20 protein-coding genes are annotated in these 22743 nt (G+C 32.2%); 10 read left to right on the forward strand and 10 right to left on the reverse strand.

The window, feature by feature from the left end:
- Positions 1–55 precede the first annotated feature (55 nt).
- A complete protein-coding gene (locus tag FG167_RS01570; RefSeq protein WP_203459743.1) occupies positions 56–2137 on the reverse strand; it encodes a LamG domain-containing protein in 2082 nt (693 codons plus the stop codon).
- 143 nt (positions 2138–2280) lie between these two features.
- On the opposite strand from FG167_RS01570, the gene FG167_RS01575 reads away from it, so the two are divergent.
- The 3 genes from FG167_RS01575 to FG167_RS01585 all read left to right on the forward strand — a co-directional run bounded on the left by FG167_RS01575 (position 2281) and on the right by FG167_RS01585 (position 6063).
- Positions 2281–2796: an RNA polymerase sigma factor gene (locus FG167_RS01575; protein ID WP_203459744.1), complete on the forward strand. Its 516-nt coding sequence runs from the start codon at positions 2281–2283 to the stop codon at positions 2794–2796.
- Positions 2797–2879: 83 nt separating this feature from the next.
- Positions 2880–3776, forward strand: coding sequence for a FecR family protein (locus FG167_RS01580; RefSeq protein WP_203459745.1), 897 nt, complete (start codon positions 2880–2882; stop codon positions 3774–3776).
- Positions 3769–6063: a TonB-dependent siderophore receptor gene (locus FG167_RS01585; RefSeq protein ID WP_203459746.1), complete on the forward strand. Its 2295-nt coding sequence runs from the start codon at positions 3769–3771 to the stop codon at positions 6061–6063. The genes FG167_RS01580 and FG167_RS01585 overlap by 8 nt, the downstream gene beginning before the upstream one ends.
- Before the next feature lies 1 nt (position 6064).
- On the opposite strand, the gene FG167_RS01590 is transcribed toward FG167_RS01585, so the two are convergent.
- From FG167_RS01590 to FG167_RS01600, 3 genes are read right to left on the reverse strand one after another with little or no spacing between them, the layout of a single operon-like run.
- Positions 6065–6718, reverse strand: coding sequence for a uracil-DNA glycosylase family protein (locus FG167_RS01590; RefSeq protein ID WP_203459747.1), 654 nt, complete (start codon positions 6716–6718; stop codon positions 6065–6067).
- A 2-nt stretch (positions 6719–6720) separates the two neighbouring features.
- Positions 6721–7062: a hypothetical protein gene (locus FG167_RS01595; RefSeq protein ID WP_203459748.1), complete on the reverse strand. Its 342-nt coding sequence runs from the start codon at positions 7060–7062 to the stop codon at positions 6721–6723.
- Between the two features lie 37 nt (positions 7063–7099).
- Positions 7100–7822 carry a TRAFs-binding domain-containing protein gene (locus FG167_RS01600; RefSeq protein ID WP_203459749.1) on the reverse strand — a complete coding sequence of 241 codons (723 nt, stop codon included), beginning with the start codon at positions 7820–7822 and terminating at the stop codon, positions 7100–7102.
- A gap of 93 nt (positions 7823–7915) precedes the next feature.
- On the opposite strand from FG167_RS01600, the gene FG167_RS01605 reads away from it, so the two are divergent.
- The gene (locus FG167_RS01605; protein WP_083478232.1) at positions 7916–8047 is read left to right on the forward strand and encodes a 30S ribosomal protein THX; all 132 of its coding nucleotides are present in this window, start codon (positions 7916–7918) and stop codon (positions 8045–8047) included.
- Between the two features lie 58 nt (positions 8048–8105).
- Here FG167_RS01605 and yaaA read toward each other — a convergent pair whose 3' ends face one another.
- The 3 genes from yaaA to FG167_RS01620 all read right to left on the reverse strand — a co-directional run bounded on the left by yaaA (position 8106) and on the right by FG167_RS01620 (position 11122).
- Positions 8106–8864 (reverse strand): peroxide stress protein YaaA, encoded by a 759-nt coding sequence (gene yaaA, locus FG167_RS01610; RefSeq protein ID WP_203459750.1) that lies wholly within the window; start codon positions 8862–8864, stop codon positions 8106–8108.
- A 588-nt stretch (positions 8865–9452) separates the two neighbouring features.
- Positions 9453–10493 carry an RluA family pseudouridine synthase gene (locus FG167_RS01615; protein ID WP_203459751.1) on the reverse strand — a complete coding sequence of 347 codons (1041 nt, stop codon included), beginning with the start codon at positions 10491–10493 and terminating at the stop codon, positions 9453–9455.
- Between the two features lie 74 nt (positions 10494–10567).
- Entirely contained in the window at positions 10568–11122 is a 555-nt protein-coding gene (locus tag FG167_RS01620) for a PASTA domain-containing protein (RefSeq protein ID WP_203459752.1), read from the reverse strand.
- 104 nt (positions 11123–11226) lie between these two features.
- Here FG167_RS01620 and FG167_RS01625 point away from each other — a divergent pair, with 104 nt between their 5' ends.
- Positions 11227–12201: a D-alanine--D-alanine ligase gene (locus FG167_RS01625; protein WP_203459753.1), complete on the forward strand. Its 975-nt coding sequence runs from the start codon at positions 11227–11229 to the stop codon at positions 12199–12201.
- A gap of 226 nt (positions 12202–12427) precedes the next feature.
- Positions 12428–12889 (forward strand): pantetheine-phosphate adenylyltransferase, encoded by a 462-nt coding sequence (gene coaD / locus FG167_RS01630; protein WP_055442829.1) that lies wholly within the window; start codon positions 12428–12430, stop codon positions 12887–12889.
- On the opposite strand, the gene FG167_RS01635 is transcribed toward coaD, so the two are convergent.
- Both FG167_RS01635 and FG167_RS01640 read right to left on the reverse strand, forming a co-directional pair.
- Complete coding sequence (locus FG167_RS01635) at positions 12876–15065, reverse strand: ATP-binding protein (RefSeq protein ID WP_203459754.1); 2190 nt, start codon at positions 15063–15065, stop codon at positions 12876–12878. The genes coaD and FG167_RS01635 overlap by 14 nt on opposite strands.
- A gap of 94 nt (positions 15066–15159) precedes the next feature.
- Positions 15160–16821, reverse strand: coding sequence for a SulP family inorganic anion transporter (locus tag FG167_RS01640; protein ID WP_203459755.1), 1662 nt, complete (start codon positions 16819–16821; stop codon positions 15160–15162).
- A gap of 99 nt (positions 16822–16920) precedes the next feature.
- Between FG167_RS01640 and FG167_RS01645 the strand changes: the two genes are divergently transcribed.
- From FG167_RS01645 to FG167_RS01660, 4 genes are all read left to right on the forward strand, one after another.
- Positions 16921–18654 carry a M14 family metallopeptidase gene (locus tag FG167_RS01645; protein WP_203459756.1) on the forward strand — a complete coding sequence of 578 codons (1734 nt, stop codon included), beginning with the start codon at positions 16921–16923 and terminating at the stop codon, positions 18652–18654.
- Positions 18655–18753: 99 nt separating this feature from the next.
- Complete coding sequence (locus FG167_RS01650) at positions 18754–20199, forward strand: RimK family protein (RefSeq protein ID WP_203459757.1); 1446 nt, start codon at positions 18754–18756, stop codon at positions 20197–20199.
- Between the two features lie 2 nt (positions 20200–20201).
- Positions 20202–21428 carry a glutamate-cysteine ligase family protein gene (locus FG167_RS01655; protein ID WP_203459758.1) on the forward strand — a complete coding sequence of 409 codons (1227 nt, stop codon included), beginning with the start codon at positions 20202–20204 and terminating at the stop codon, positions 21426–21428.
- Positions 21425–22108 carry an N-formylglutamate amidohydrolase gene (locus FG167_RS01660; protein ID WP_203459759.1) on the forward strand — a complete coding sequence of 228 codons (684 nt, stop codon included), beginning with the start codon at positions 21425–21427 and terminating at the stop codon, positions 22106–22108. Before FG167_RS01655 ends, FG167_RS01660 begins: the two co-directional genes overlap by 4 nt.
- Here the strand turns inward: FG167_RS01660 and FG167_RS01665 are convergent.
- Positions 22105–22686, reverse strand: a complete 582-nt coding sequence (locus tag FG167_RS01665) for an NUDIX hydrolase (protein WP_203459760.1) — start codon at positions 22684–22686, stop codon at positions 22105–22107. The two genes, FG167_RS01660 and FG167_RS01665, sit on opposite strands and share 4 nt — an antisense overlap.
- Positions 22687–22743 lie beyond the last annotated feature (57 nt).

The following is a 22743-nucleotide window of genomic DNA, read 5'->3' on the forward strand; positions in this document are numbered from 1 at the left end:
GAGACTTCTTTTAAGAAGCCTCTTTTTCATTAATAATTTACTCGTTACACTTAACTTATAAACAGGTATAACATTCCCCATCTAAATTAAATAATTCTCCTACTTCGTTTGAACTTAAAGTTCTTTTATACACTCTTAAATCATCCAGATGACCAACAAAACCTTCCCCAATAAGGTATCTATCTGAAGCTTGAGAACCAATATTTAGGCTCGAATTCTCATCGATATTTCTTTGCACTCCATCTCTATATAATCTAACGGTATTATCTGCATCTACTGTCACTACTAGATGGTGCCAATCGGTGTTTTCCCATACTACATCTACTCCGCCATTCCAGTCATTATCCCAAAGATAAAAACTTGTATTATCTGTAAACAAAGGCGTATTTAAATCATAAACACCCAATTGAAATCCTTGTGTTGCATTTCCTGGTGATCTAAAAAATAATTCTAAATCTCCAACCGCTGTATTTTGCATTTTAAACCATAAACTTATAGAAAAACTATCTCCTTGTTCCAGCTCACTGTCTGTATTTACAGGAATCTCAAAGGTGTCATTTCCGGTAAAAGCTATGGCACAAGAAGAATTTCCTGCTCTATCTTCTACAAATGTATTGGTAATATTTTCTACGTTAAAACCACTTATTAAATCGTGAGCTTCTTCTGCAAAAGGCATGTATATTACCAAATCGTTTATTAAAACTTCTGGGGTATTGCAATCTTCACAATCTTGCTCGAGCTCCATAGTAATTACATTACCTGAATTTGTTTCCTGACTAAAGATAAATGCATCTTCATCACAACCAAAAAGCAACCATTCTCCATTTAACAAATCAAAAACAGTCAATCCTTCAATGGTTAAGGTATAACCAGAACCCGATTCTAAAAGAGACCAAGAGCCAAATTCTGTTACAGCTGGTTCTCCATTAACAGTTACTTCTCCATTAGCATCAAACATTAAATAATTTTCATCTAAAATATTACCAGATGCATCATAAGTAGATGCTTCTATATCACATTCTAATAACAAGCCTTCTAATTCGGCAAGGTTTACATTACAATCTTCTATCTCATCATTTTCGCAATCCTGTTCTAACACTAAATTATTATTTCCATTAAAGAATTCAAATCTATCATCATCACATGAAATCATTTCCCAAACTATATTTAAAGACGCATGTGGCTCTATATTAAAATCAAGATTTAAAGAAGTAATATCGTTATCTGAAGACAAACTCCAAGTTCCTGTAGTAACTAAATCACCAGTTACATCGTTATAAATTTCTACGTTTCCATCTGCTAAAAAGACAAAATATTCTGCAACAAAAGTTGAATATAAGCTTGTAACATAATTCCAATGACATTCTATCAATGAAGACGCAATATACGCTTCCGTACAATCATCATCTCCATCATCGTCATTCCAATCGTAATCATCATCTTCATCACAAGTATCTTCAGCGGCTTCAATAGCAGCTTCCATTTCTGTATTATTTTCTACAACAACGGTATCTCCGTTAGCTAACACCATAGTAACAGGGAAGTTTATACTAGCTAAAACTCCTCCATCTAAATTTTCAATAAAAGCATATAAGGCTTCATCATCATTTATGGTAACAGTATCTATAACCTGAAAATCTGTATTATACATGGAAATGGTAATAGGAAATTGAAAATCGACACATTCTATATCGTCATCTTCTTCATCTTCATCATTACAATTTTCTATTTGTGCTTCTAATTCGTCTTGGTTATTAATAATTATTTCAGAATAATCGCTTAAAATCACGGTTATTGGAAATGTTATTTCTACGTCGTCGTCATCAATTGTAAAAGCGTCTAAAATAGTTTCTAATGCATCATAATCTGTAATACTTTCTATAGTTATTGTTACACCATTTGCAGTAACGGTTACCGGTAAAGCAACCTCTAGGCAATTCGCATAATCGATAATATTATCACCAGAACCATCGTTAGAAGCTACATTGCGCATTAAATTAGCCAAATTAGAATTTGGTGCAATCGTTTCTTCATTATCGGGTTCTGTTACTTCTACTACTTCTTCTTGACATGCCGAAAATAACATCAAAAAAAGTAAGAATAGCAAAAGAAGAAATTTCGAGTGGATAGTTTTCATGGTTTCGTTTTTTATTAATAATTGTTTCTTTTCATAGCAACTTTTAATTGCTGTATACTACTATAACATCTTCGTTAAAAAAACTCCTACCTTGACTTTTAAAAAAAATTGTTACTACTTTGCAGAAACCTTTTTAACTATACATGCAAAAGTCTTTAAACAATAATGTCTGTAATGAGAATCGTTTCAATGGCCTATTTAACAAATACGCTAAAGACTTGCATCACTTTTTGTATTATAAATTTGGGGATCATTTAAACCCTAAAGATAAAGTGCAAGATGCTTTTATAAAACTTTGGCAAAATTGCAGTACTGTTTCTCCTGAAAAAGCGAAAAGCTATTTATATACGGTAGCAAATAATTTAATGCTGAATGCCGTTGCACATCAAAAAGTAGTTTTAAAACATCAGAAAATAAAACCAACCGAACATTCTAACGAGTCTCCAGAGTTTTTAATGGAAGAAAAGGAATACCGCAAAAAACTAGAAAATGCCATTGCAAATTTAACCGAAGCACAACGTGTTGCCTTTTTAATGAATCGTGTGGAAGGAAAACGATTTAAAGAAATTGCATCGCTTTTAGATATTAGCACCAAAGCTGTAGAAAAACGAATTTATGGTGCCTTGAAAAAATTACGAGAAGACATTGAAGAATTATGATTTCTGTTTTTATAGGAATAATAATTTTAATTTCGAGGTAGGAGTTTTTAAACCTTACTTGTTATATACTTGAATAGCATACAATGAATAAAGAAGAATTAATTTTAAAATGGTTAGATAACGACTTAAGTCCGAAAGAACTTGAAGCATTTGAAGCACTCGAAGATTATGAGTCGTTAATTAAACTAGCCAAGTACAGCAAAGGTTTTAAAGCACCAGAGTTTAATACCGAGGCTGTTTTAGAAAGCACCTTACATGGTATAAATGCGAAAAAACCAGTTTCAAAAAAATGGTTTCAACCTATCTTAAAAGTCGCAGCTATTCTAGCTATTTGTTTGGGTAGCTACTATTACACCACAACTTTGGATAGTTCTTTTACTACAGATTATGCTGAAAAATCGACTTTCGCGCTTCCGGATCATTCGTCTGTATATTTAAATGCTCTTTCAGAAATTACCTTCAATAAAAAGAATTGGAATACAAACAGAACCATTACACTAGATGGCGAAGCTTTTTTTAAAGTAGAAAAAGGCAGCACGTTTCACGTAAAAACAGATGCAGGAACCGTAACTGTTTTAGGTACTCAATTTAATGTAAAACAACGTAAGGATTATTTTGAAGTAGTTTGTTATGAAGGCACCGTAGAAATAAACTACAATACCGGAAAGTCTATTTTAAAAGCTGGCGATTCGTTTTTAGTATTAAATGGAAACATGACAACAGCTACAACTACTAACGTCAAACAACCAGAATGGCTAAACCATATTAGCGCTTTTTCCAGCGTACCATTAAGCGAAGTTTTAGCAGAGTTTGAAAGACAATACAACGTTAAATTTGAAACTTCCAATATAGAGACAAGTACGTTATTTACTGGAAAATTCACACATAAAAACATAGATATTGCACTAAAATCGATAACAGAACCTTTACAATTAAGCTATACAAAAAACAACAAAACCATTATTTTATCGCGTGAATAAATCGCTAAAAATTGCGCTATTATTAATTTTCTTTTTTTTGGGTTACTCGACTGTTTTTTCACAAAACAAAAAGCAACCTCTAGCTCAAGTATTGGCTATAATCGAACAACAATTTAAAGTTAGTTTTTCTTATGCCGATAGTACGATTAAAGATATTGACGTGTTTTTGGATAGCAATGAAAACTTAGAGGTAATTCTAACTGCTTTAGAAAAACAAACGCAATTAAAGTTCAACAAATTAAACAACCAGTTTATTACCATTGTAAGACAAGAAGTACAACCTTTTACCATTCAGAAGTTAGAAGAAGTAGTAATCACCAACTATTTAACCACAGGAATAAATAAAAACACCACAGGAAGTATTACTATAAGACCAGAACAATTTGGCATTTTACCAGGTTTAATAGAACCAGATGTATTGCAAACTATCCAAGCACTTCCTGGCGTTTTAAGTGTAGATGAAACGGTTTCTAATATTAATATTAGAGGAGGAACACACGACCAAAACCTCATACTTTGGGATGGTATTAAAATGTATCAATCTGGTCACTTTTTCGGACTTATATCTGCATTCAATCCGTATTTAACCAAGCAAGTAAATGTATCTAAAAACGGAACCTCAGCACAATATGGCGATGGCGTTTCTAGTGTGATAGATATGCAATTATCGAACACCATACAAAATGATTTTAAAGCTGGGGCTGGTTTTAATTTAGTGCATGCAGATGGGTATGCTAAAACGCCAATTGGTAAACATGCAGAATTACAACTTTCGGCAAGACGTTCGTTTACCGATTTAGTAACTGCTCCAACCTACAAGCAGTATTTTAAACGCATTTTTCAAGATTCCGATTTTGAAAGTAATCAGGAAGAACAAAATAATACGATCTCTAAAAACGAAAACTTTTACTTTTATGATTTCTCGGGAAAATTGCTATTAAATCTTTCTAAAAAAGACAAACTCCAAATCAGTTTTTTAACCATTCATAATAATTTAGATTACGAAGAACAATCTACTATTAACAATATTAACGAGTCTTTAAATAGTAAACTTATTCAGCGTAATTTGGCAAGTGGTATTAACTACACCAGAAAGTGGCATTCTAAATTAAGCTCTAACCTACACGTATCAATTTCTAACTACGAATTAGATGCCAAGAATTTTGACATTTTAAACGACCAACGATTAATTCAAGAAAATAAAGTATTTGATAGCGCTTTAAAACTAGACACCAAATGGCATATTAATAAAAACACCAACCTTCAAATTGGCTATCAGTTTTTTGAAGTAGGCATTAGTAATTTAGAAAACGTTAATAATCCCGTATTTAGAAGTTATATCAAGGAAGTTATTAGAAGTCATTCCGCTTTCGCTGAAGGCCAATTAATAGCTAACAACAAAAACACCAATGCAAAAGCAGGAATACGATTTAACTACATTCCTAAATTAGACGCTTTTTTAGCAGAACCAAGAATAAGTTTTAGCCAACGGTTTGCAAATCATTTTAGAGTAGAACTTCTTGGAGAATTTAAGAGTCAGACTACCTCACAAATCATCGATTTACAAAATGATTTTTTAGGTATCGAAAAGCGTCGTTGGATTTTAGCAAACAACACAGATATTCCAATCATAAAAAGCAAACAAGCATCTTTAGGAACACATTATAACAAAAACGACTTACTAATTAGTGCAGAAGTTTTTTATAAAGAAGTTGACGGCATCACCACCAGAAGCCAAGGCTTTCAAAACCAGTTTCAGTATGAAAAAGCGATAGGAAGCTATCAAGTAAAAGGAATGGATTTCTTAATTAATAAACAGTTTACTCATTTTAATACGTGGTTAAGTTATTCGTATAGTAAAAACGATTATACGTTTAAGAACTTAAATAACGGAAACCCTTTTCCTAATAACGCAGACATTACGCATGCGGTTAATTTCTCCAATACCTACACGGCAAACAAATACAAGTTTGCCCTAGGTGTAAACTGGCATTCTGGGAAGCCTTATACAACTCATGACAACACCATCTCTGCTGGCAATATTAATTACAACGCACCAAACAGTAATCCTTTAAAAGATTATTTACGTGTCGATTTTTCGGCTACAAAAGATTTAAAAATTTCGGAAGGAATTCAGGCTAAAATTGGCGCTTCTGTTTGGAATCTTTTAAACACCAAAAATACGATTAACAGATACTATGTTTTGGATGCAGAGGATAACATTTCGAAAGTAGAAAACCAATCGTTAGGCATAACGCCAAACGTAAGTTTTCGTGTATATTTTTAGACTATAAATATTCTTGGTATTGCATCACTCTATAATCGAAGGTATTAAATGTAGCATTACTAGCCTTTAGATGTTTGTATAAAGGCATGCTACCAATGGCTCTATTAGCAGATCCTGAAGCAGAAGTAAGCGAAACGGTTTTGATTATTCTTTCTTTTAAATAAAACTGATGCACTCTTGGTACCTCATTAGAAACCAATTCTAATTTTATGTTATGTTCTTTTATGTGTTTTCGGAAGAAATACTCCGGACCATTTTTACTATTTCCTCCTGTGAATAATAGCGTTTCAATGCTTGGATACTTTTTTATATAATCGATCACATTCCGAAGCTGAATATTTTGCATTCCTAAATCGGAAGCATCTATCTTTTCCCGTTCTGCACTTGCTACAATATCACAAACCCCTATTTGATGTTTTATTAGGAATGCTTTACGTTGGTCTATTGCTTCTTGGGAATTATCATAACGCAAACTTAAACCGTGAATCTTTTCAATATACAACCACAAGGAATTGTAATAACTCCCATAGCAGAAATTCACATCTTTTTCTAAAAGTTCTCCAATACTAAATCTTGGCGGCGGAAGCGTACCAACAATTAATTTCTTGGTGTCTTTTTGTATAAATGGCGGATATGGATGTTTATACAGAAACACGTTTATACTTTTATTTTATTTCCGATTTTTTTACCAATAATATAAGCCACAATAATAGCTAGTAAAACAATAATAATATTAAAAAAAATATAAAGTGTATATAGAAAAATATTTTCTTTAGACTGAAAACAAAAACTGGAGATAAAACATACTTCTGAAGATTCCTCAACCATAAATGTAAGAGAAAAACTAGAAATTAAAATCACAAATACACTGATGACTAGATACTGTTTACCCGAAAGCTGTTTTTTCTTTATACCTGTTGGTTTAAAAACATTGCGCTCCGCTTCGGTACGTTTATTATTTTGTAAGGACCAAACTACTTTTTTATCTTCCGAACTCATGTCTTATTATTTTTTCTCATTCCACAAACAGAAACAACTATACACTTTTTAAAAGTTTTTCTACATTCCTAAAAGTGGTTCTGTATTTTTTACCGTTCCTTTTTGTCATGTGCTGCGATTCTGTATACATCTCGTTTAATATTTCTTTTGCGTCTTCGGTTTTATTTATTGCTATTAAAAACTTAGCTAATATAAAACGCTCCTCATAGTTGGAGTATCTAATATCAATAGCACGCAACTGACTTTCGGCTTCTTCTATTCTTCCTAATTTCTCTAAGGCTAAACCATACACAAATTGCGCTTTAGACTTTTTAAATTCAGGATGTTCTTTTATTTTTTCTGAATAATGAACTACTTGATTAAAATCATTTAGGTTAAAATAAGCGGTAATTAGATTTTTAATTACGTAAAAATCATTTTTATAATCACTATCTAATGCTAATTCATAATGGGAAATAGCTTTTTGATATTCTTTATTTTCTAAATAAGCATCTGCTAGATTTATTTTATTCTGAAACGTTTCTGAAAACTCCAGTTTCTTTTCTAAATCTTTTATTTTTTTTGTTGGATTAATTAGTGTTACCAATTCATTCGTCACTTTTTCTGCACCACGTTTGTTATACACTTGGGTTATTAAATAAATAACACATCCAATAAATGGTAAAAAAATAATTAAGAATATCCAATAGTATTCATTTCTATTTTTAATAAGGTGATAAATACAATAGGCTTGTAAAGCTACTATTAGATAATAAGGCATAAATGTTAAATAATTTTTAAAGCATTAAAAATAGCAAAGTAAAAGCTAAAAGTTTTGTATTTTAAGAGTAAATCAAATTTACAAACATTATTTATGGGAAAAGGAGATAAAAAAACAAAACGCGGAAAAATAAACAGAGGTACTTTTGGAGCTAGAAGACCAAGAATAAAAAAACGCGTTCGAACAGAAAATAAAATTAATGTGAATAAAAAAGTAAAGATTTAATTACTACATTTTTTTTAAAACTATTTACCAATAGAATCCTGCCTTCGCAGAAACTGGACTACCTAATAAACATTAAATTGTTTTCTGTAGACATGGCTTCGCTAAAACCATAACCTTCGTAATTAAAACCTTTTAAATCTTCTATGGTTTTGGCATTGGTATCTACAATATATCTTGCCATAGCACCTCTTGCTTGCTTTGCAAAAAACGAAATCACTTTATACTCGCCATTTTTTAAATCTTTAAAATTCGCAGTAATCACTGGTACTTTTAATGCTTTTACATCTACAGCTTTAAAATACTCGTTACTAGCAAGGTTTAAAAACAACTCGTCGTCTTCCAGTTCCTCATTTAATGCTTTTGTCACTTTCTTTTTCCAGAACTCATACAAATTTTTGTTTTTACCAATAGGCATTTTCGTTCCCATTTCTAATCGGTAAGCTTGCATTAAGTCTAATGGCTTTAATACACCATATAAACCAGAAAGGATACGTACCGTATCTTGTAAAGTATCTAGTTTTTCTATTGGAATAGTACTAGCATTTAAACCTTTATACACATCTCCTGAAAACGTATAGACTGCTGGTCTTGCATTTTCTTTAGTAAACGGTAATTGCCATTCTTGATTACGTTCGTAATTTAGTTGTCCTAAATTATCTGAAATATGCATAAGCGTAGATAGGCTTTTTGCCGATTTCTTTTTTAGTAATTTATTTAAGCGTTCTGCTTCGTTTAAAAAAGTTGCTTCTGTGCTTTTTGTGGTTGGTAATTGCGTTTCAAAGTCTAAGGACTTTGCTGGAGATAGTACTAGTTTCATATTTATTTCCTGCGAAAGCAGGAATCTCATTAAAGGTTAATAATTTCTTCTTCTTTATGTTCATTTTGCCTTGATGCAAACCCTTCGTCTACGCTCAGGATAAACCAAGCCAAAAGATCACAATCAAAATTAGGAAATTGCTAAAGCAACATTCTCTTTCGAGATTGCGTGCTTGAAGCTGCGCTTCGCATCTTCATCTCTTCGTTCTTTATTTCTGAATTTTGATGTTTTCCGACTATGTCGGAATTTCAAGTACGAAAATAATATAATTTATTATTTCATAACTTCTTTACGAATTTACAAATAGTACACAATTAAAGAAAGTTGAAGCAATAGTAATTTTATATGCTAAAATATAATTTAACTATGAAATGGAATTTGCGTTAGTGATTGCAGTGATATCCTTTTTTGTGTCCGTTCGAGTGATGCGACCAAAGGAGCATTGTATCGAGAACACGAAAAAAAGATTTAACGAAAAGCACGACATTTTTTTCCTGCGAGGTTTTAAAAACCTTGTAGGTATAAAAATGGAACGCCCAACTTCACATTAGTTCCGTTGGGCAATCCTATTCTTTAAACATCTATTTATTAATGATCGACATGCTTGGAATAGTGTCTCCACTTTTCGATACATTGTTGGATATCTTCTGGGATCTCGGACTCAAAACTCATAAACTCATTGGTTTTAGGATGTACAAAACCTAAGGTTTTTGCATGCAGTGCTTGTCTTGGTAAGATTTTAAAACAGTTATCTACAAATTGCTTGTATTTGGTAAAAGTGGTTCCTTTTAAAATAAGGTTTCCACCATAACGTTCGTCGTTAAAAAGCGTGTGACCAATATGTTTCATGTGCACACGAATTTGGTGCGTTCTACCGGTTTCTAATTTACAAGCAACCATAGTAATATAACCTAAACGCTCTAAAACTTTGTAATGTGTAACGGCTGGTTTTCCATTTTCTGCTTCGTCACCCAAATACACGGTATTTTGCAATCTATTTTTTTGGTGTCTACCAATATTACCTTCTATAGTGCCTTCGTCTTCATCCATATTTCCCCAAACTAACGCTACGTATTCGCGCTCGCTAGTTTTTTTGGCAAATTGACTAGAAAGATGCGCCATGGCTTCTTCGGTTTTAGCAACGACAAGAAGTCCGCTAGTATCTTTATCAATTCTATGTACCAATCCTGGACGTTCACTAGAGTTATTTGGCAGATTATCAAATCTGTGAATAAGTGCATTGATAAGCGTTCCTGAATAATTACCGTGCCCTGGATGCACCACCATTCCTGCTGGTTTGTTTACCACTAGCAGTTCGTCATCTTCATACACAACATCTAATGGAATATCTTCACCTACCAAAAGGTTTTCAAAAGGTGGATGCGCAAATTTAACACGAATCTGATCTAAAGGCTTTACTTTGTAGCTTGATTTTACAGCTTCGCCATTAACAAAAATATTACCGTTTTTGGCTGCTGTTTGAATTTTGTTACGAATGGCATTCTCTATGCGATTCATTAAATATTTGTCTATTCGTAAAGGCGCTTGTCCTTTATCTACAGTAAAAGCATGATGCTCATAAAGATCATCTTGTTCGTTCTGGCTTTCTGGTGTGTAATCTTCTATCATTATTCGTTTTGTCTTTCGACTGTGCTTAAGATAAACATAAGCGATTATCTTGTAATAGTTGGATTTAATTTAGACTATGGTCTTTTTCCGTTTCCTAAAACGATATCTATTTTAGAAGTTTTTGGCAGTAAGTCTCCTGCATTTATTTTTTTTCCTTCAAAGTTTAGTCGTACCACTTCGTCTTTTCCTAAATAATCAATATACGTTATTTTTCCAATAGTAAACCCTAAGGCTTCTAACATTGGTTTTGCTTGTCTGAACGTACGCTCTCTTAAATCTGGAACTTGTATTTTTCTATATCCTGAAGGGTTTAGTGTTAAATAAATTTTACGATTTTCTTTTACTTTTTCACCAGAAGGAGGATCTTGATCGATTACCGAAAACTTAGGGTATTTAGGATTAAAATTTGCAGAATCTTGAATTTGCATTACCAAGTTATTCTCTTTTAACTCTATTTCTGCTACTGCAATAGACTTTCCTTTTAATTCTGGAACGGTTTCAAATTTGCCATGATTAGTGGTATAGCTCAACCATCTTAACATAAGAAAAGTCAGTACTGCTATAGCTACAAAGGCTAACGCTAGTTGTTTTAAAAACGTTTTACTGGTAATAAATTGAACTATGCTCATGATCTTATTTTAGATTGGCAAAGATATAAAAACAGAACTGTTTTTACTTTTGATTAATTAATGATATTTTAGCTTAACGATTATTTTCATCGTTTGTTATTAATATGAAGAAAAACATTGCCATTATAATGGGAGGATATTCTAGCGAATATGAAATCTCTTTAAAAAGCGGAAACGTTGTCTATGAGCTACTTGACGCTAATAAATACAACGCTTACAGAATACACATTTTTAAAAATAAATGGGTTTATGTAGATGCAAACAACAGTGAATTTGCAATAGATAAAAATGACTTTTCGGTTACTATTGATGACAAAAAAACCACTTTTGACTGTGTTTTTAACGCAATTCATGGTTCTCCAGGTGAAGATGGCTACATGCAAGCCTACTTTAAACTACTTAATTTACCACAAACTAGTTGTGATATGTACCAAGCGAGCGTAACATTTAATAAACGAGATTGCTTAAGTATTTTAAAACCCTATGGCATTAAAACCGCGGAAAGCTTTTATATAAATCTTGGCGATACTATTGATGAAGATGCTATTGTAAAAAAAGTGGACCTGCCTTGTTTTGTAAAAGCGAATAAAGCAGGAAGCAGCTTTGGGATCACTAAAGTATATAAAAAGGAAGACTTGCAAAATGCGATTGACGTTGCTTTTAAAGAAGATGATGAGATTATTGTAGAGTCTTTTTTAGATGGTACGGAAGTTTCTGTTGGTGTAATTACCTATAAAGGAGAAACTAAAGTATTACCAATTACCGAAATTGTACCTAACAATGACTTTTTTGATTATAAGGCGAAGTATTTGGGCGAATCGCAAGAAATCACTCCGGCTAGATTAACCAAAGAACAAGAAGAAAAAGTAAATGTTTTAGCAAAAAAAGTTTACGAAATTTTAAAAATGAAAGGTTTTAGTAGAAGCGAATATATTTTTAAAGATGGCGAACCACATTTATTAGAAGTCAATACAATTCCTGGCTTAACCAGACAAAGCATTTTACCACAACAAGCAGCAGTTGCAGGAATAACACTTCCTGAATTATTTGATAATGCTATTGTGGAAGCATTGAAGTAGTAAGTAATTTATGGTGACAGTATCCAGATAATAAATTATTATATTTGAAAATAGAGATTCCCACTTTCGTAGGAATGAAGAATAAATTACACTGTAGATCCTTAAACAATAAGTTTATTTTTTTAGGTTTACAGAATTAAGAAGTCCATAAGTAAATTGTAAATTTGAGATTCAAGAATTCAATTGATAACTTTAAATGAGATTCCTGCTTTCGCAGGAAAAAAATATGAAAAGAGCACTTTTTCCAGGATCCTTCGATCCAATAACGCTAGGACATTACGATATCATTAAACGTGGTGTAAAACTTTTTGATGAAGTGATTGTTGCTATTGGTGTAAACTCCGAAAAAAAATATATGTTTTCTTTAGAAGAAAGAAAGCGATTTTTAGAAGAGTCTTTTAAAGACGAGCCAAAAGTAAAAGTGGTAACCTATAAAGGTTTAACCATCGACTTTTGTAAAGAAGTAAAGTCCCAATTTATTTTACGTGGCTTACGAAACCCTGCCGATTTTGAATTTGAAAAAGCTATTGCACACACTAACAGGAAACTATCTAAAATAGAAACTGTTTTCTTATTAACTGCAGCAAGAACCTCTTATATAAGTTCTAGTATTGTTAGAGAAGTAATACGCAATAATGGAGATTATACCGTTTTAGTTCCAGATAGCGTGCGCGTTAAACAAGATTAACTCGGTCTTTTTTTATCGCTTTGCTTAATACCTCTATAAACTCTGAGGTAATAAATGGCTTAAGGATATATCCATCTAATTCATACTTAACAATCTTTACCTGTACTTCATCTGTGGAAGCTGCTGTTAAAGCAACAATCGCTATTTCTTTATTAAACTCACGTATGCGTTTTGTAGTTTCATAACCATCCAATTCTGGCATGTGTAAGTCCATTAGAATACAATCAAAGTGTTCTATTTTCACTAACTCTATTGCTTTTTCACCAGAATCTAGCACTTTAGATTCCATTTTAAGTTGATCTAATACACGCTTAGTCACTAATCGATTTATCTTGTTATCATCAACCACCAAAATTTTATAGTCTCTAAGCTCATTTAACTGAAGCGAAAACTGCTCGCTAGACACATTGATTTTACGACTCTTCTTAAAACATAGTTCAAAATAAAAAGTACTTCCTTTGCCTTGTTCACTGTCAATTCTCACTTCGCCACCCATTGCTGTCACCATGCGCTTCACAATAGACAATCCTAAACCTGTACCTTTATATGATTTTTCAATTTTAGCATGTTCTTGGTAGAAATTTTCAAAAACCTGACCCTGTTTTTCTTTTGAAATACCCACTCCTGTATCAGAAACTTCAAAATAAATGCGAACCTCATCTCCTTTATCTTTTACCTTTCTAACAGTAACCGTTATGTTACCCTTATTTGTGAATTTTATTGCATTTGAAATTAAGTTTATAAATATTTGAGACAGTTTTAAAGAATCTCCTACCAATAAATCCGGAATAGAATTATCATAATCTAATCGGATAGTATTGGAACTATCTCGTAACGCATATTCCAAACTATCAATAATATTGGATATAATATTCTTCAGATCCATGTCTAATAATTGAATTTTCATGGTACCTGATTCCACTTTATTCAATTCTAATACATTATTAATTAACGACAATAAATGATTTCCTGAGAACTTTAAGGATTCTAGGTATTCTTTATGATCTGGACTAACATCTTCTTCTAGTAATAAATTAGATAGTTCGGTTACGGCATAAAGAGGCGTTCGTAATTCATGGCTAATTTCAGAATAAAAATCACTCTTTTCACGAGACAAATTTTCGGCTTTATCTCTAGCTTTCTGGAGTTGTTTATTTTTCTTATATCCAAAAAAGGCTAAAAGCAATAAAGCGGAAGTGAAAAAAATTAGCACGCCATTAAATATTCTAGTTTTGGCGATATCTCGATCTTGTAGTGCTTTTTCTTTTTCTACAAGTGTTAATTTAAGTTCATTCTCTCTAATAAAATTGTCTGCTTCGATTTGTTTCGCCTTCTCATATTGTTTCATAGAGTTGATGGAATCATTAGTTGTGATATAATCCTCTAAAACATAAAAAGCACTCTTAAAATCTTCTTTCTCTACATAAATATCAGCTCTATTAGAATACGCTTCTGACTGAACTTCCAAGAAATTGTATTTTTCAGAATAATCTAAAACCTTTTGATAATATTCTAACGATTTCTCTTCATCACCAAGTTTATGATGCAAGAAACTTAGAACCTCCAACACTTCGGCTACAATTGCATCTTTGGGATAATGCTCGTACGCCAAAACTTCAGCTCTTTTCATATAACCGTAGCTTTCTTTATAATCGTTAGGCGTTGGTGCATCCTTTTCAATTAAATTAACCCCCATATTATATAAAGGATATACTAATTCGGCTTGCGCTTTACTTATTTCAGCAAGATTTAAAGACTTTTTAAAGTAGACATTAGATTCCTCTAATTTGTTAAATGCCCTGTAATTAACGCCAAGATTGTTATAGGCAATTATTATTTCGGAAGTATCTTTTAATTTTAGGAATAAATCTTTAGACTTAAATAGATAATCAAAACTTACAGATTCGTTATCCATATAGTAGTGAGAAGCCCCTAAATTATTGTAGACACTGGCTTTAAGATAATCGTCATTTACCTTGTTAGCATACACTAACACCTTACTACTAATCTCAATGGACTCTCCATACTTAGCGCGTTGATTGAGCTCAAAAGCTCTATCTACTTCCGTAAGCATATATTTGGAAAGATCAGGTTCCTGTTGCGCGTAAACTGGGGCGGTTAAACAAGCAACAATAACCAAACTAAAGTAAAAATACTTTATTAGGCACGTTTTCATATTTTGCAAGATAAAAAAAACAGAGGATAACCAAGCGTTTAATCGGTGTTAAATCACACTTTATCGTGTTTTACAGTTGTTTACAAATGGTATATTACAGTTTATATTCGGATAAAGGTTTAGGAAAGTCTTCTGGATTTGCTGCTAGATGGTATCTTGGATCATCTATATCCTCCACAACAACATCTCTAAATTTAGGACTGGACTTATATAATAAAATCTTACAATCTTCGCTTAAATGTTTCAGCTTGATACTTTTTCCTGCTGCTTCATATTTTTCCACTAAATTAAAAATAGCTTCAATTGCAGAGTGATCACTAATACGAGATTCTACAAAATCTATTTCTACTTTTTCAGGATCTGTTTTCACATCAAACTTATCGTTAAATGCTTGAATACTTCCAAAGAATAAAGGGCCCCAAATTTCGTAAACCTTAGTACCATCTTCTCTTATACGTTTTCTAGCTCTAATTTTCTTAGCATTTTCCCAAGCAAATACTAAAGCCGAAATAATTACACCTACAAATACTGCAACTGCTAGATCGACAAATACAGTTACCAAGGATACCGTAATAAGTACAATGGCATCAGAAACTGGTATTTTCTTTAATATTCTAAAACTGGACCATGCAAAAGTTTCAATAACCATCATAAACATTACACCTACTAAAGCTGCAATTGGCACCATTTCAATTAGTTTATCTGCAAATAGAATAAAGGATAGCAAAGTAACTGCCATCATGATTCCGGATAATCTACCTCGTCCGCCAGCATTTATATTAATTACGGTTTGACCAATCATACCACAACCTCCAGTTCCTCCAAATAAACCAGAAACAATATTTCCTGCTCCTTGCGCAACACATTCTCGATTTCCGTTTCCTCTAGTTTCGGTTAATTCATCCACTAAATTCATGGTCATTAAAGACTCTATCAATCCAACCGAAGCTGCTAAAAACGCAGGTAATGCAATAAATTTTAAGGTATCTAAATTAAAAGGTAATTTTTCCCAAAGCTCCATATTTGGTGTTGGAAACTCTCCTTTTAAACCAGTTCCTCCTCCTTCAATAATATAAGATCCAACAGTAGAAACATCCATATTAAAACCAATAACAATAAGACTGGTAACTAAAATAGCCGTTAATGCAGCCGGTAATTTTTTTGTGATTTTAGGTAAACCCCAAATGATCCCCATAGTCAATAACACCAAACCAATCATAACGTACAGTTCAGATCCTTGCATATATGTGCTTACATATTCTTTTACACCTGCTGAAGATACTTGTAAAGATTTATGCGAAAACATTTTTACTTGTGCCATAAAAATAACAATCGACAAACCGTTAACAAACCCCATCATTACTGGATGCGGAATTAAACGTACAAAGCGTCCTAATTTAAAGACTCCAGCAAAAATTTGAATGATTCCCATAAGCACTACACAGGCCATTAGATAGAAAAAACCCATGTTTTCTATAGGTGTATCCATTAACATACCTTTGGTGTGTCCGTCTGCAATCATAGTCACAAAAATCACAGCAACAGCTCCTGCAGCACCAGAAATTAAACCTGGTCTTCCTCCAAAAATTGCGGTAATTAATCCAATAATAAATGCTCCTGACAAAGCCATTAATGGATCTATCTGTGCTACAAAAGCAAAAGCAACCACTTCTGGTATCATAGCTAAAGACACTGTTATTCCTGCTAAAACATCATCCTTTGCATTTGGCACTATTTTTCTTATAAACTCAGTCATCTCTTTATTTTAGAAGGAGCAAAAGTACTGTTAATTAACAGAAACGCAAGTGGATATTATTATATTTGTCCTTCAACAACGAACTAAAACGTTTGAAAAATGAAGAAAATAATTTTCTTATTCCTTTTAATTACAGCTTGTAAAACGGAAAAAAGCAAAATAAACTATGAATTTACTACCACTTTCGAAAAAAGTAAAGGTTTAGAAACCGCAACCTATAATGAAGTTATAAAATACTACACAGATCTATCGAACGCATATCCGGAAATCCATTTAGATTCTATTGGAAATACAGATTCCGGGAAACCCCTACATATAATAACCCTAAATCCAGATGCGAACTTTAATTTTTCAGAAATAAGAAAAAACAAACGTATTCTATTTATCAATAACGGCATTCATCCTGGAGAATCGGATGGTATTGATGCCACCATGCTATTATTTAGAGATATTGCTAACGGAAAAATTAAAGGGCCAATAAACACGGTCTTAGTTACTATTCCTATTTATAATATTGGAGGAAGTTTAAATAGAAACACAAGTACTAGAACCAACCAAAACGGACCAAAAGCATATGGTTTTAGAGGAAATGCTAGAAACTATGATTTAAACAGAGACTTTATAAAAAGTGACACGAAGAATGCTAGAACTTTTGCGCAAATTTTTCATCTCGTACAACCAGATGTTTTTATAGACAATCATGTTAGCAATGGAGCCGATTACCAATACACGCTTACTCATTTATTTACGCAACACAATAAACTTGGTGGCGGTTTAGGAAATTATCTGCATACCAAAATGATGCCTGAGTTAGAAAAGAAGCTCTCCGAAAAAGATTGGGATATTACGCCTTATGTAAATGTATTTAATCAAGTACCAGAATCTGGATTTAGTCAATTTCTAGATTCACCAAGATACTCGACTGGTTACACGACTTTGTTTAACACTTTAGGAATGATGGTAGAAACACACATGCTAAAACCATATAAACAAAGAGCGGAAGGCACTTATGAGTTAATGAAAAGTATGATTGAGATTACGGAAGCTGATGGTGAAAACATTAAAAAAATTCGTAAAGATTATCATCAAAAACTACTAGCTAATAAAACCTATCCTTTAAACTGGAAAGTAGATACTGCCAAGTCTTCCATCTTAAACTTTAAAGGTTTTGAAGGAAAAAGGATTCCGAGTACTATAACAGGAAAAGACCGATTGAAATTCGACAATACAAAACCGTTTACCAAAGAGGTAACGTATCAGAATTATTTTAAACCAACAGATAGCGTTACTATTCCAAATGCTTATATCATTCCTCAAGGATGGTGGAACGTTATTGATTTATTAAAGTTAAATCAAGTAGAAATGTCACAACTAGAAAACGATACTATTCTAGAAGTCGAATCGTATAAAATGGGTACTTTTGAAACCAGAAAACAAGCCTACGAAGGCCATTATCAACATTATAATACTTCTGTAAAATCTTCTATTGAAAAAATCGCTTTCCGTAAAGGAGATTATATGATTAATACCAATCAAAGAGCACTTCGTTATTTATTAGAAACCTTAGAACCACAAGCGCCAGATTCTTTTTTTAACTGGAATTTCTTCGATACTATTTTACAGCAAAAAGAAGGATTCTCACCTTATGTTTGGGAAGACAAAGCAAAAACTTTGTTAGATCAAAATCCGAAATTGCAAATCGCTTTTAACACCAAAAAATCTTTCGATAAAGATTTTGCTAATAATTGGTATGCGCAACTAGATTGGCTGCACAAACAAAGTGAAAACTACGAAAAAGCACATTTACAATATCCTGTTTACCGACTAAAATAGAGCACGTTAAAAGAATTAAAAATATTTTTATGCTTTTGTAAAACCAATTGAAAAATAATCTAATTTTGTTTATAATTTATATCGCGATTATCGCTTTTAATGAACAAATACATTGTTGTCAATCAACCTGAAAAATGGAATTTTTCGATTGAGAATATTACGGTAATTTCCTCGCAAGAGTATCTTACTAATCCTACATTCTCCCTTTTAAAAAAGGCTAGAATTTTTAATCTTTGTAAAGATTACTCCTACCAGTCTAAAGGATATTATGTTTCGCTTTTAGCGGAAGCTAGAGGGCATTCCGCTATTCCTACCGTTAAAAACATTGTAGATTTAAAAACTTTAAAACTGGTTAGAATTGTATCTGATGAATTTGAAGATGTGATTCAGCAAAGTTTAAAAAACATTAAATCTCGTGAGTTTACTTTAAGTATTTATTTCGGACAAAACGTAGCGCAAAAATACAAGGAGTTAAGCGGCTTATTTTACAAACACTTTCAGGTACCTTTTTTACGTGTTAAATTTAATTATAACACGAAATGGAACATACAAAGTATCAAGGCTATTTCCGAATCGGAGATTCCGGAAGAACATTTAGAAAGTGTACATGAATTTGCAAATCAGTATTTTTCAAAAAAAAGGTATGATACGCCAAAATTAGCAAAATCGGATTTCGATTTAGCCATACTGGTAAACCCTAATGATCCTGCGCCACCAAGTAATGCAAAAGCCTTAAAAAAGTTTATTGATATTGCTGAAAAAATGAATATTTATGCAGAAATCATAGAACCAAAAGACCTTTCCCGTTTATCTTCTTTTGATGCACTATTTATTAGACAGAGCACAGAAGTAAATAATGAAGCCTATGCCTTTGCTCGAAAAGCACAACAAGAAGGTATTGCTATTATTGATTATCCGGATGCCATCTTAAAATGCTGCAATAAAGTATATATGGCAGAAGCTTTAAACAACGCTAATATTGCAACTCCGAAAACAATTATTGTTCATAAAGACAATAGAAATCAGGTTTTAAAAGAAGTAGGCTTGCCTTGTGTTTTAAAAGCTCCAGATTCTACGTTCTCTTTTGGTGTAAAAAAAGCAAAGACAGAAGAAGAGTACAACATTTTAGTAAATGAGATGCTTAAAGAATCGGATCTTATTATTGCACAAGAATTTTGTCCGTCAGATTACGATTGGCGCATTGGTATTATAGACGATAAACCTTTTTACGCTTGTAAATATTATATGGCAAAAGGACATTGGCAAATATATAACTGGAAAGCAAAGAAGAAAAATGATCAAGATGGCGATGCCGATTGTTTACCAATTGAAGATGTACCAAAAAAGGTTTTAGATATGGCTTTAAAATCGGCACGACTTATTGGCAAAGGATTATATGGTATTGATATTAAAGTAGTCAATAACAAACCAATGGTAATTGAAATTAACGACAACCCAAATATTGATTTTGGTGTAGAAGATTTGCATTATGGCGATGCAGTATACACTGAGATTCTTACCGCATTTAAAAACAGATTAGTATAATCATGAGTAAAAGATATCATTTGTTCGAAGTTTTTGGAATAGAACTAGAATACATGCTAATAAACAATAGCAATTTTAAAGTTGCTCCTATTGTAGATACCCTATTAACAAAAAAAGCGGGAAAACTTTCCGCAGATATTGACAACGGAGATATTGCATGGAGTAATGAATTGGTTGGTCATGTGGTGGAGTTAAAAACCAATGGACCAACGGCAGATTTAAATACCTTGTCGAATTTGTTTCATAAGAATGTTATAGAAATAAACCAGATTTTAAAATCGGAAGACTCCCAATTATTACCAACGGCATGTCATCCTTTAATGAATCCGTTAACAGACACCCAACTTTGGAAACATAGTTATAGTGAAGTATATGAACTTTATAACAGAATTTTTAATTGTAAAGGGCATGGCTGGAGCAACGTTCAAAGCACACATATCAATTTACCATTTTTTGATGATAAAGAGTTTGAAAAATTACACGCAGCAATTCGCGTCATCTTACCATTAATTCCAGGATTATGTGCAAGCTCTCCTATTTTAGAAGGAAAAAAGACAGGTTTTAAAGACACCAGATTAGAATATTACAAAACGAACCAAAAGGAAATCCCAGAAATGACTGGTTCTGTAATTCCCGAACGTGTTTTTAGCAAGCTAGATTATTACGCTACTATTTTTGAACCAATAAAAAGAGCCATAAGACCACATGACACTAAAAAGATTTTAGATCATCATTTTTTAAACTCTCGAGGTGCCATTGCTCGTTTTGACAGAAACGCTATTGAAATACGTTTGGTAGATATTCAAGAATGCCCAAAAGCAGATATTGCTATTTGTGTATTAATTATTGAAGTTTTAAAACTGCTAGTAAACAAAAGGCTTGGTTCACTACAGAACCAGAAAAAATGGTTAAAACAGGATTTGTTTGCTATTTTAAATCCGATTATTAAAGATGCGGAAACCTATAAAATCTCTAATCTAGAATACTTAGAGTTATTTCAATTAGAAGACAGTACCACGGTTCAAAACATTTGGAAACATCTGTATCAATTAGCAAAACCAAATATAGATGCTTCGCATTATGAAGCATTAGATATTATTTTAAATGAAGGGACTTTAGCGACTAGAATATTAAAAGCGGTAAACGAAGATTATTCGGAAGAAAACATCAAAAAAACGTATAGAAAATTAGCTTCTTGTTTACAGGAAAACAACCTATTTGTACCATGAAACTCGTACTAACTTGTGAGCATGGCGGTAATAAAATTCCGAAACCATATCCATCGTATTTTGATAATTCTGCCACTATTTTAAACTCCCATCGTGGTTATGACTTAGGAGCTTTAGATCTTTTTAATTATTTAAAATCTTTGGCTAATTTTTCAGAGTATAGTGAAACTAGTCGCTTATTAATTGAACTAAACCGAAGTTTACATCATAAAAATTTATTTTCAGAGGTATCTAAATCCCTTTCCGAAAACGAAAAAGAAGAAATAATATCTCGCTATTATTTAGAGTATAGAGACGAAGTAGAAACGGTAATTAAAAAATATTTAAAAACAAGCAAAAAAGTAGTACATCTCTCTGTGCACTCTTTTACTCCTATTTTAAATACCAAAACGAGAGATTGTGATATTGGGTTATTATATGATTCTAGAAATGCTTCGGAAAAAGGGTTTAGTAAGCATTTAAAAAAAGAAATATTAAAGATAGATAACACGCTCAACGTAAGATATAACTATCCGTATTTAGGAAAAGCAGATGGGTTTACAACCTATTTACGTAAACAATTTCCTAAAAACTACCTTGGTGTGGAATTAGAAGTCAATCAGAAATTCTCTATAAATAATAAAATAAATGAAAATCTAAAAGCAGTGCTTTTTTCTGCAATAAAAAAAAGTATATCTTAAACTAACAATTTAATATTAGCATAACTATTTTCTAAAGCTTTTTTACTCTCTTCTGCATTTAGCCATTCTACCTTCGTTATACCTTCATTTTCCTGAGGGTATAATTTACCTGTAAAGCTAGTTTTCATTTCAAACCAATAGGTAATCTTTATTCTATGTTTTCCATTACGTTTAAAAATATGATAGGTAGTTTGTAAAGGTTTTACTATTTTTAAACCAGCAACTCCAGTTTCCTCTGCAACTTCTCGAACTGCAGTTTCTTCTATTGTTTCATGTGCTTCTGCTTTCCCTTTAGGTAAATCCCATTTATCATTTCTATAAATAAAAAGTATTTTGCCAGTATCATTAAAAACTTTACCTCCTCCAGCAACTACATTAGGCAACAGTTTTAAAAATTTTTTAAGAAGCTTTTCTGGTTTTTTGTGTATAAGCCTAACCTCTTTTAGAGAAGTAGTATTAAGCTCTTTAATCACTTTTACAATATCCACAGAGTCAAGCAAATAGTTTTTAAAACCAGATTCTTTTTCTACAATATTAGTAAGTACTATAGGTTTATCACTTACAAAAACTTGATACATTATTTTAGTTTGGTTTAGTTTTGTAAAAATATCATTTTTTTGCACAAAACAAATAGC

The sequence above is a fragment of the Lacinutrix sp. WUR7 genome (genome assembly GCF_016864015.1).
Taxonomy (GTDB): Bacteria; Bacteroidota; Bacteroidia; order Flavobacteriales; family Flavobacteriaceae; genus Oceanihabitans.

Coding starts and splice junctions, on each gene's coding strand:
- FG167_RS01570 (WP_203459743.1), bottom strand. CDS start 2,137: ATGAAAACTATCCACTCGAAATTTCTTCTTTTGCTATTCTTACTTTTT.
- FG167_RS01575 (WP_203459744.1), top strand. CDS start 2,281: ATGCAAAAGTCTTTAAACAATAATGTCTGTAATGAGAATCGTTTCAAT.
- FG167_RS01580 (WP_203459745.1), top strand. CDS start 2,880: ATGAATAAAGAAGAATTAATTTTAAAATGGTTAGATAACGACTTAAGT.
- FG167_RS01595 (WP_203459748.1), bottom strand. CDS start 7,062: ATGAGTTCGGAAGATAAAAAAGTAGTTTGGTCCTTACAAAATAATAAA.
- FG167_RS01600 (WP_203459749.1), bottom strand. CDS start 7,822: ATGCCTTATTATCTAATAGTAGCTTTACAAGCCTATTGTATTTATCAC.
- FG167_RS01605 (WP_083478232.1), top strand. CDS start 7,916: ATGGGAAAAGGAGATAAAAAAACAAAACGCGGAAAAATAAACAGAGGT.
- yaaA (WP_203459750.1), bottom strand. CDS start 8,864: ATGAAACTAGTACTATCTCCAGCAAAGTCCTTAGACTTTGAAACGCAA.
- FG167_RS01615 (WP_203459751.1), bottom strand. CDS start 10,493: ATGATAGAAGATTACACACCAGAAAGCCAGAACGAACAAGATGATCTT.
- FG167_RS01620 (WP_203459752.1), bottom strand. CDS start 11,122: ATGAGCATAGTTCAATTTATTACCAGTAAAACGTTTTTAAAACAACTA.
- FG167_RS01625 (WP_203459753.1), top strand. CDS start 11,227: ATGAAGAAAAACATTGCCATTATAATGGGAGGATATTCTAGCGAATAT.
- coaD (WP_055442829.1), top strand. CDS start 12,428: ATGAAAAGAGCACTTTTTCCAGGATCCTTCGATCCAATAACGCTAGGA.
- FG167_RS01635 (WP_203459754.1), bottom strand. CDS start 15,065: ATGAAAACGTGCCTAATAAAGTATTTTTACTTTAGTTTGGTTATTGTT.
- FG167_RS01640 (WP_203459755.1), bottom strand. CDS start 16,821: ATGACTGAGTTTATAAGAAAAATAGTGCCAAATGCAAAGGATGATGTT.
- FG167_RS01645 (WP_203459756.1), top strand. CDS start 16,921: ATGAAGAAAATAATTTTCTTATTCCTTTTAATTACAGCTTGTAAAACG.
- FG167_RS01650 (WP_203459757.1), top strand. CDS start 18,754: ATGAACAAATACATTGTTGTCAATCAACCTGAAAAATGGAATTTTTCG.
- FG167_RS01655 (WP_203459758.1), top strand. CDS start 20,202: ATGAGTAAAAGATATCATTTGTTCGAAGTTTTTGGAATAGAACTAGAA.
- FG167_RS01660 (WP_203459759.1), top strand. CDS start 21,425: ATGAAACTCGTACTAACTTGTGAGCATGGCGGTAATAAAATTCCGAAA.
- FG167_RS01665 (WP_203459760.1), bottom strand. CDS start 22,686: ATGTATCAAGTTTTTGTAAGTGATAAACCTATAGTACTTACTAATATT.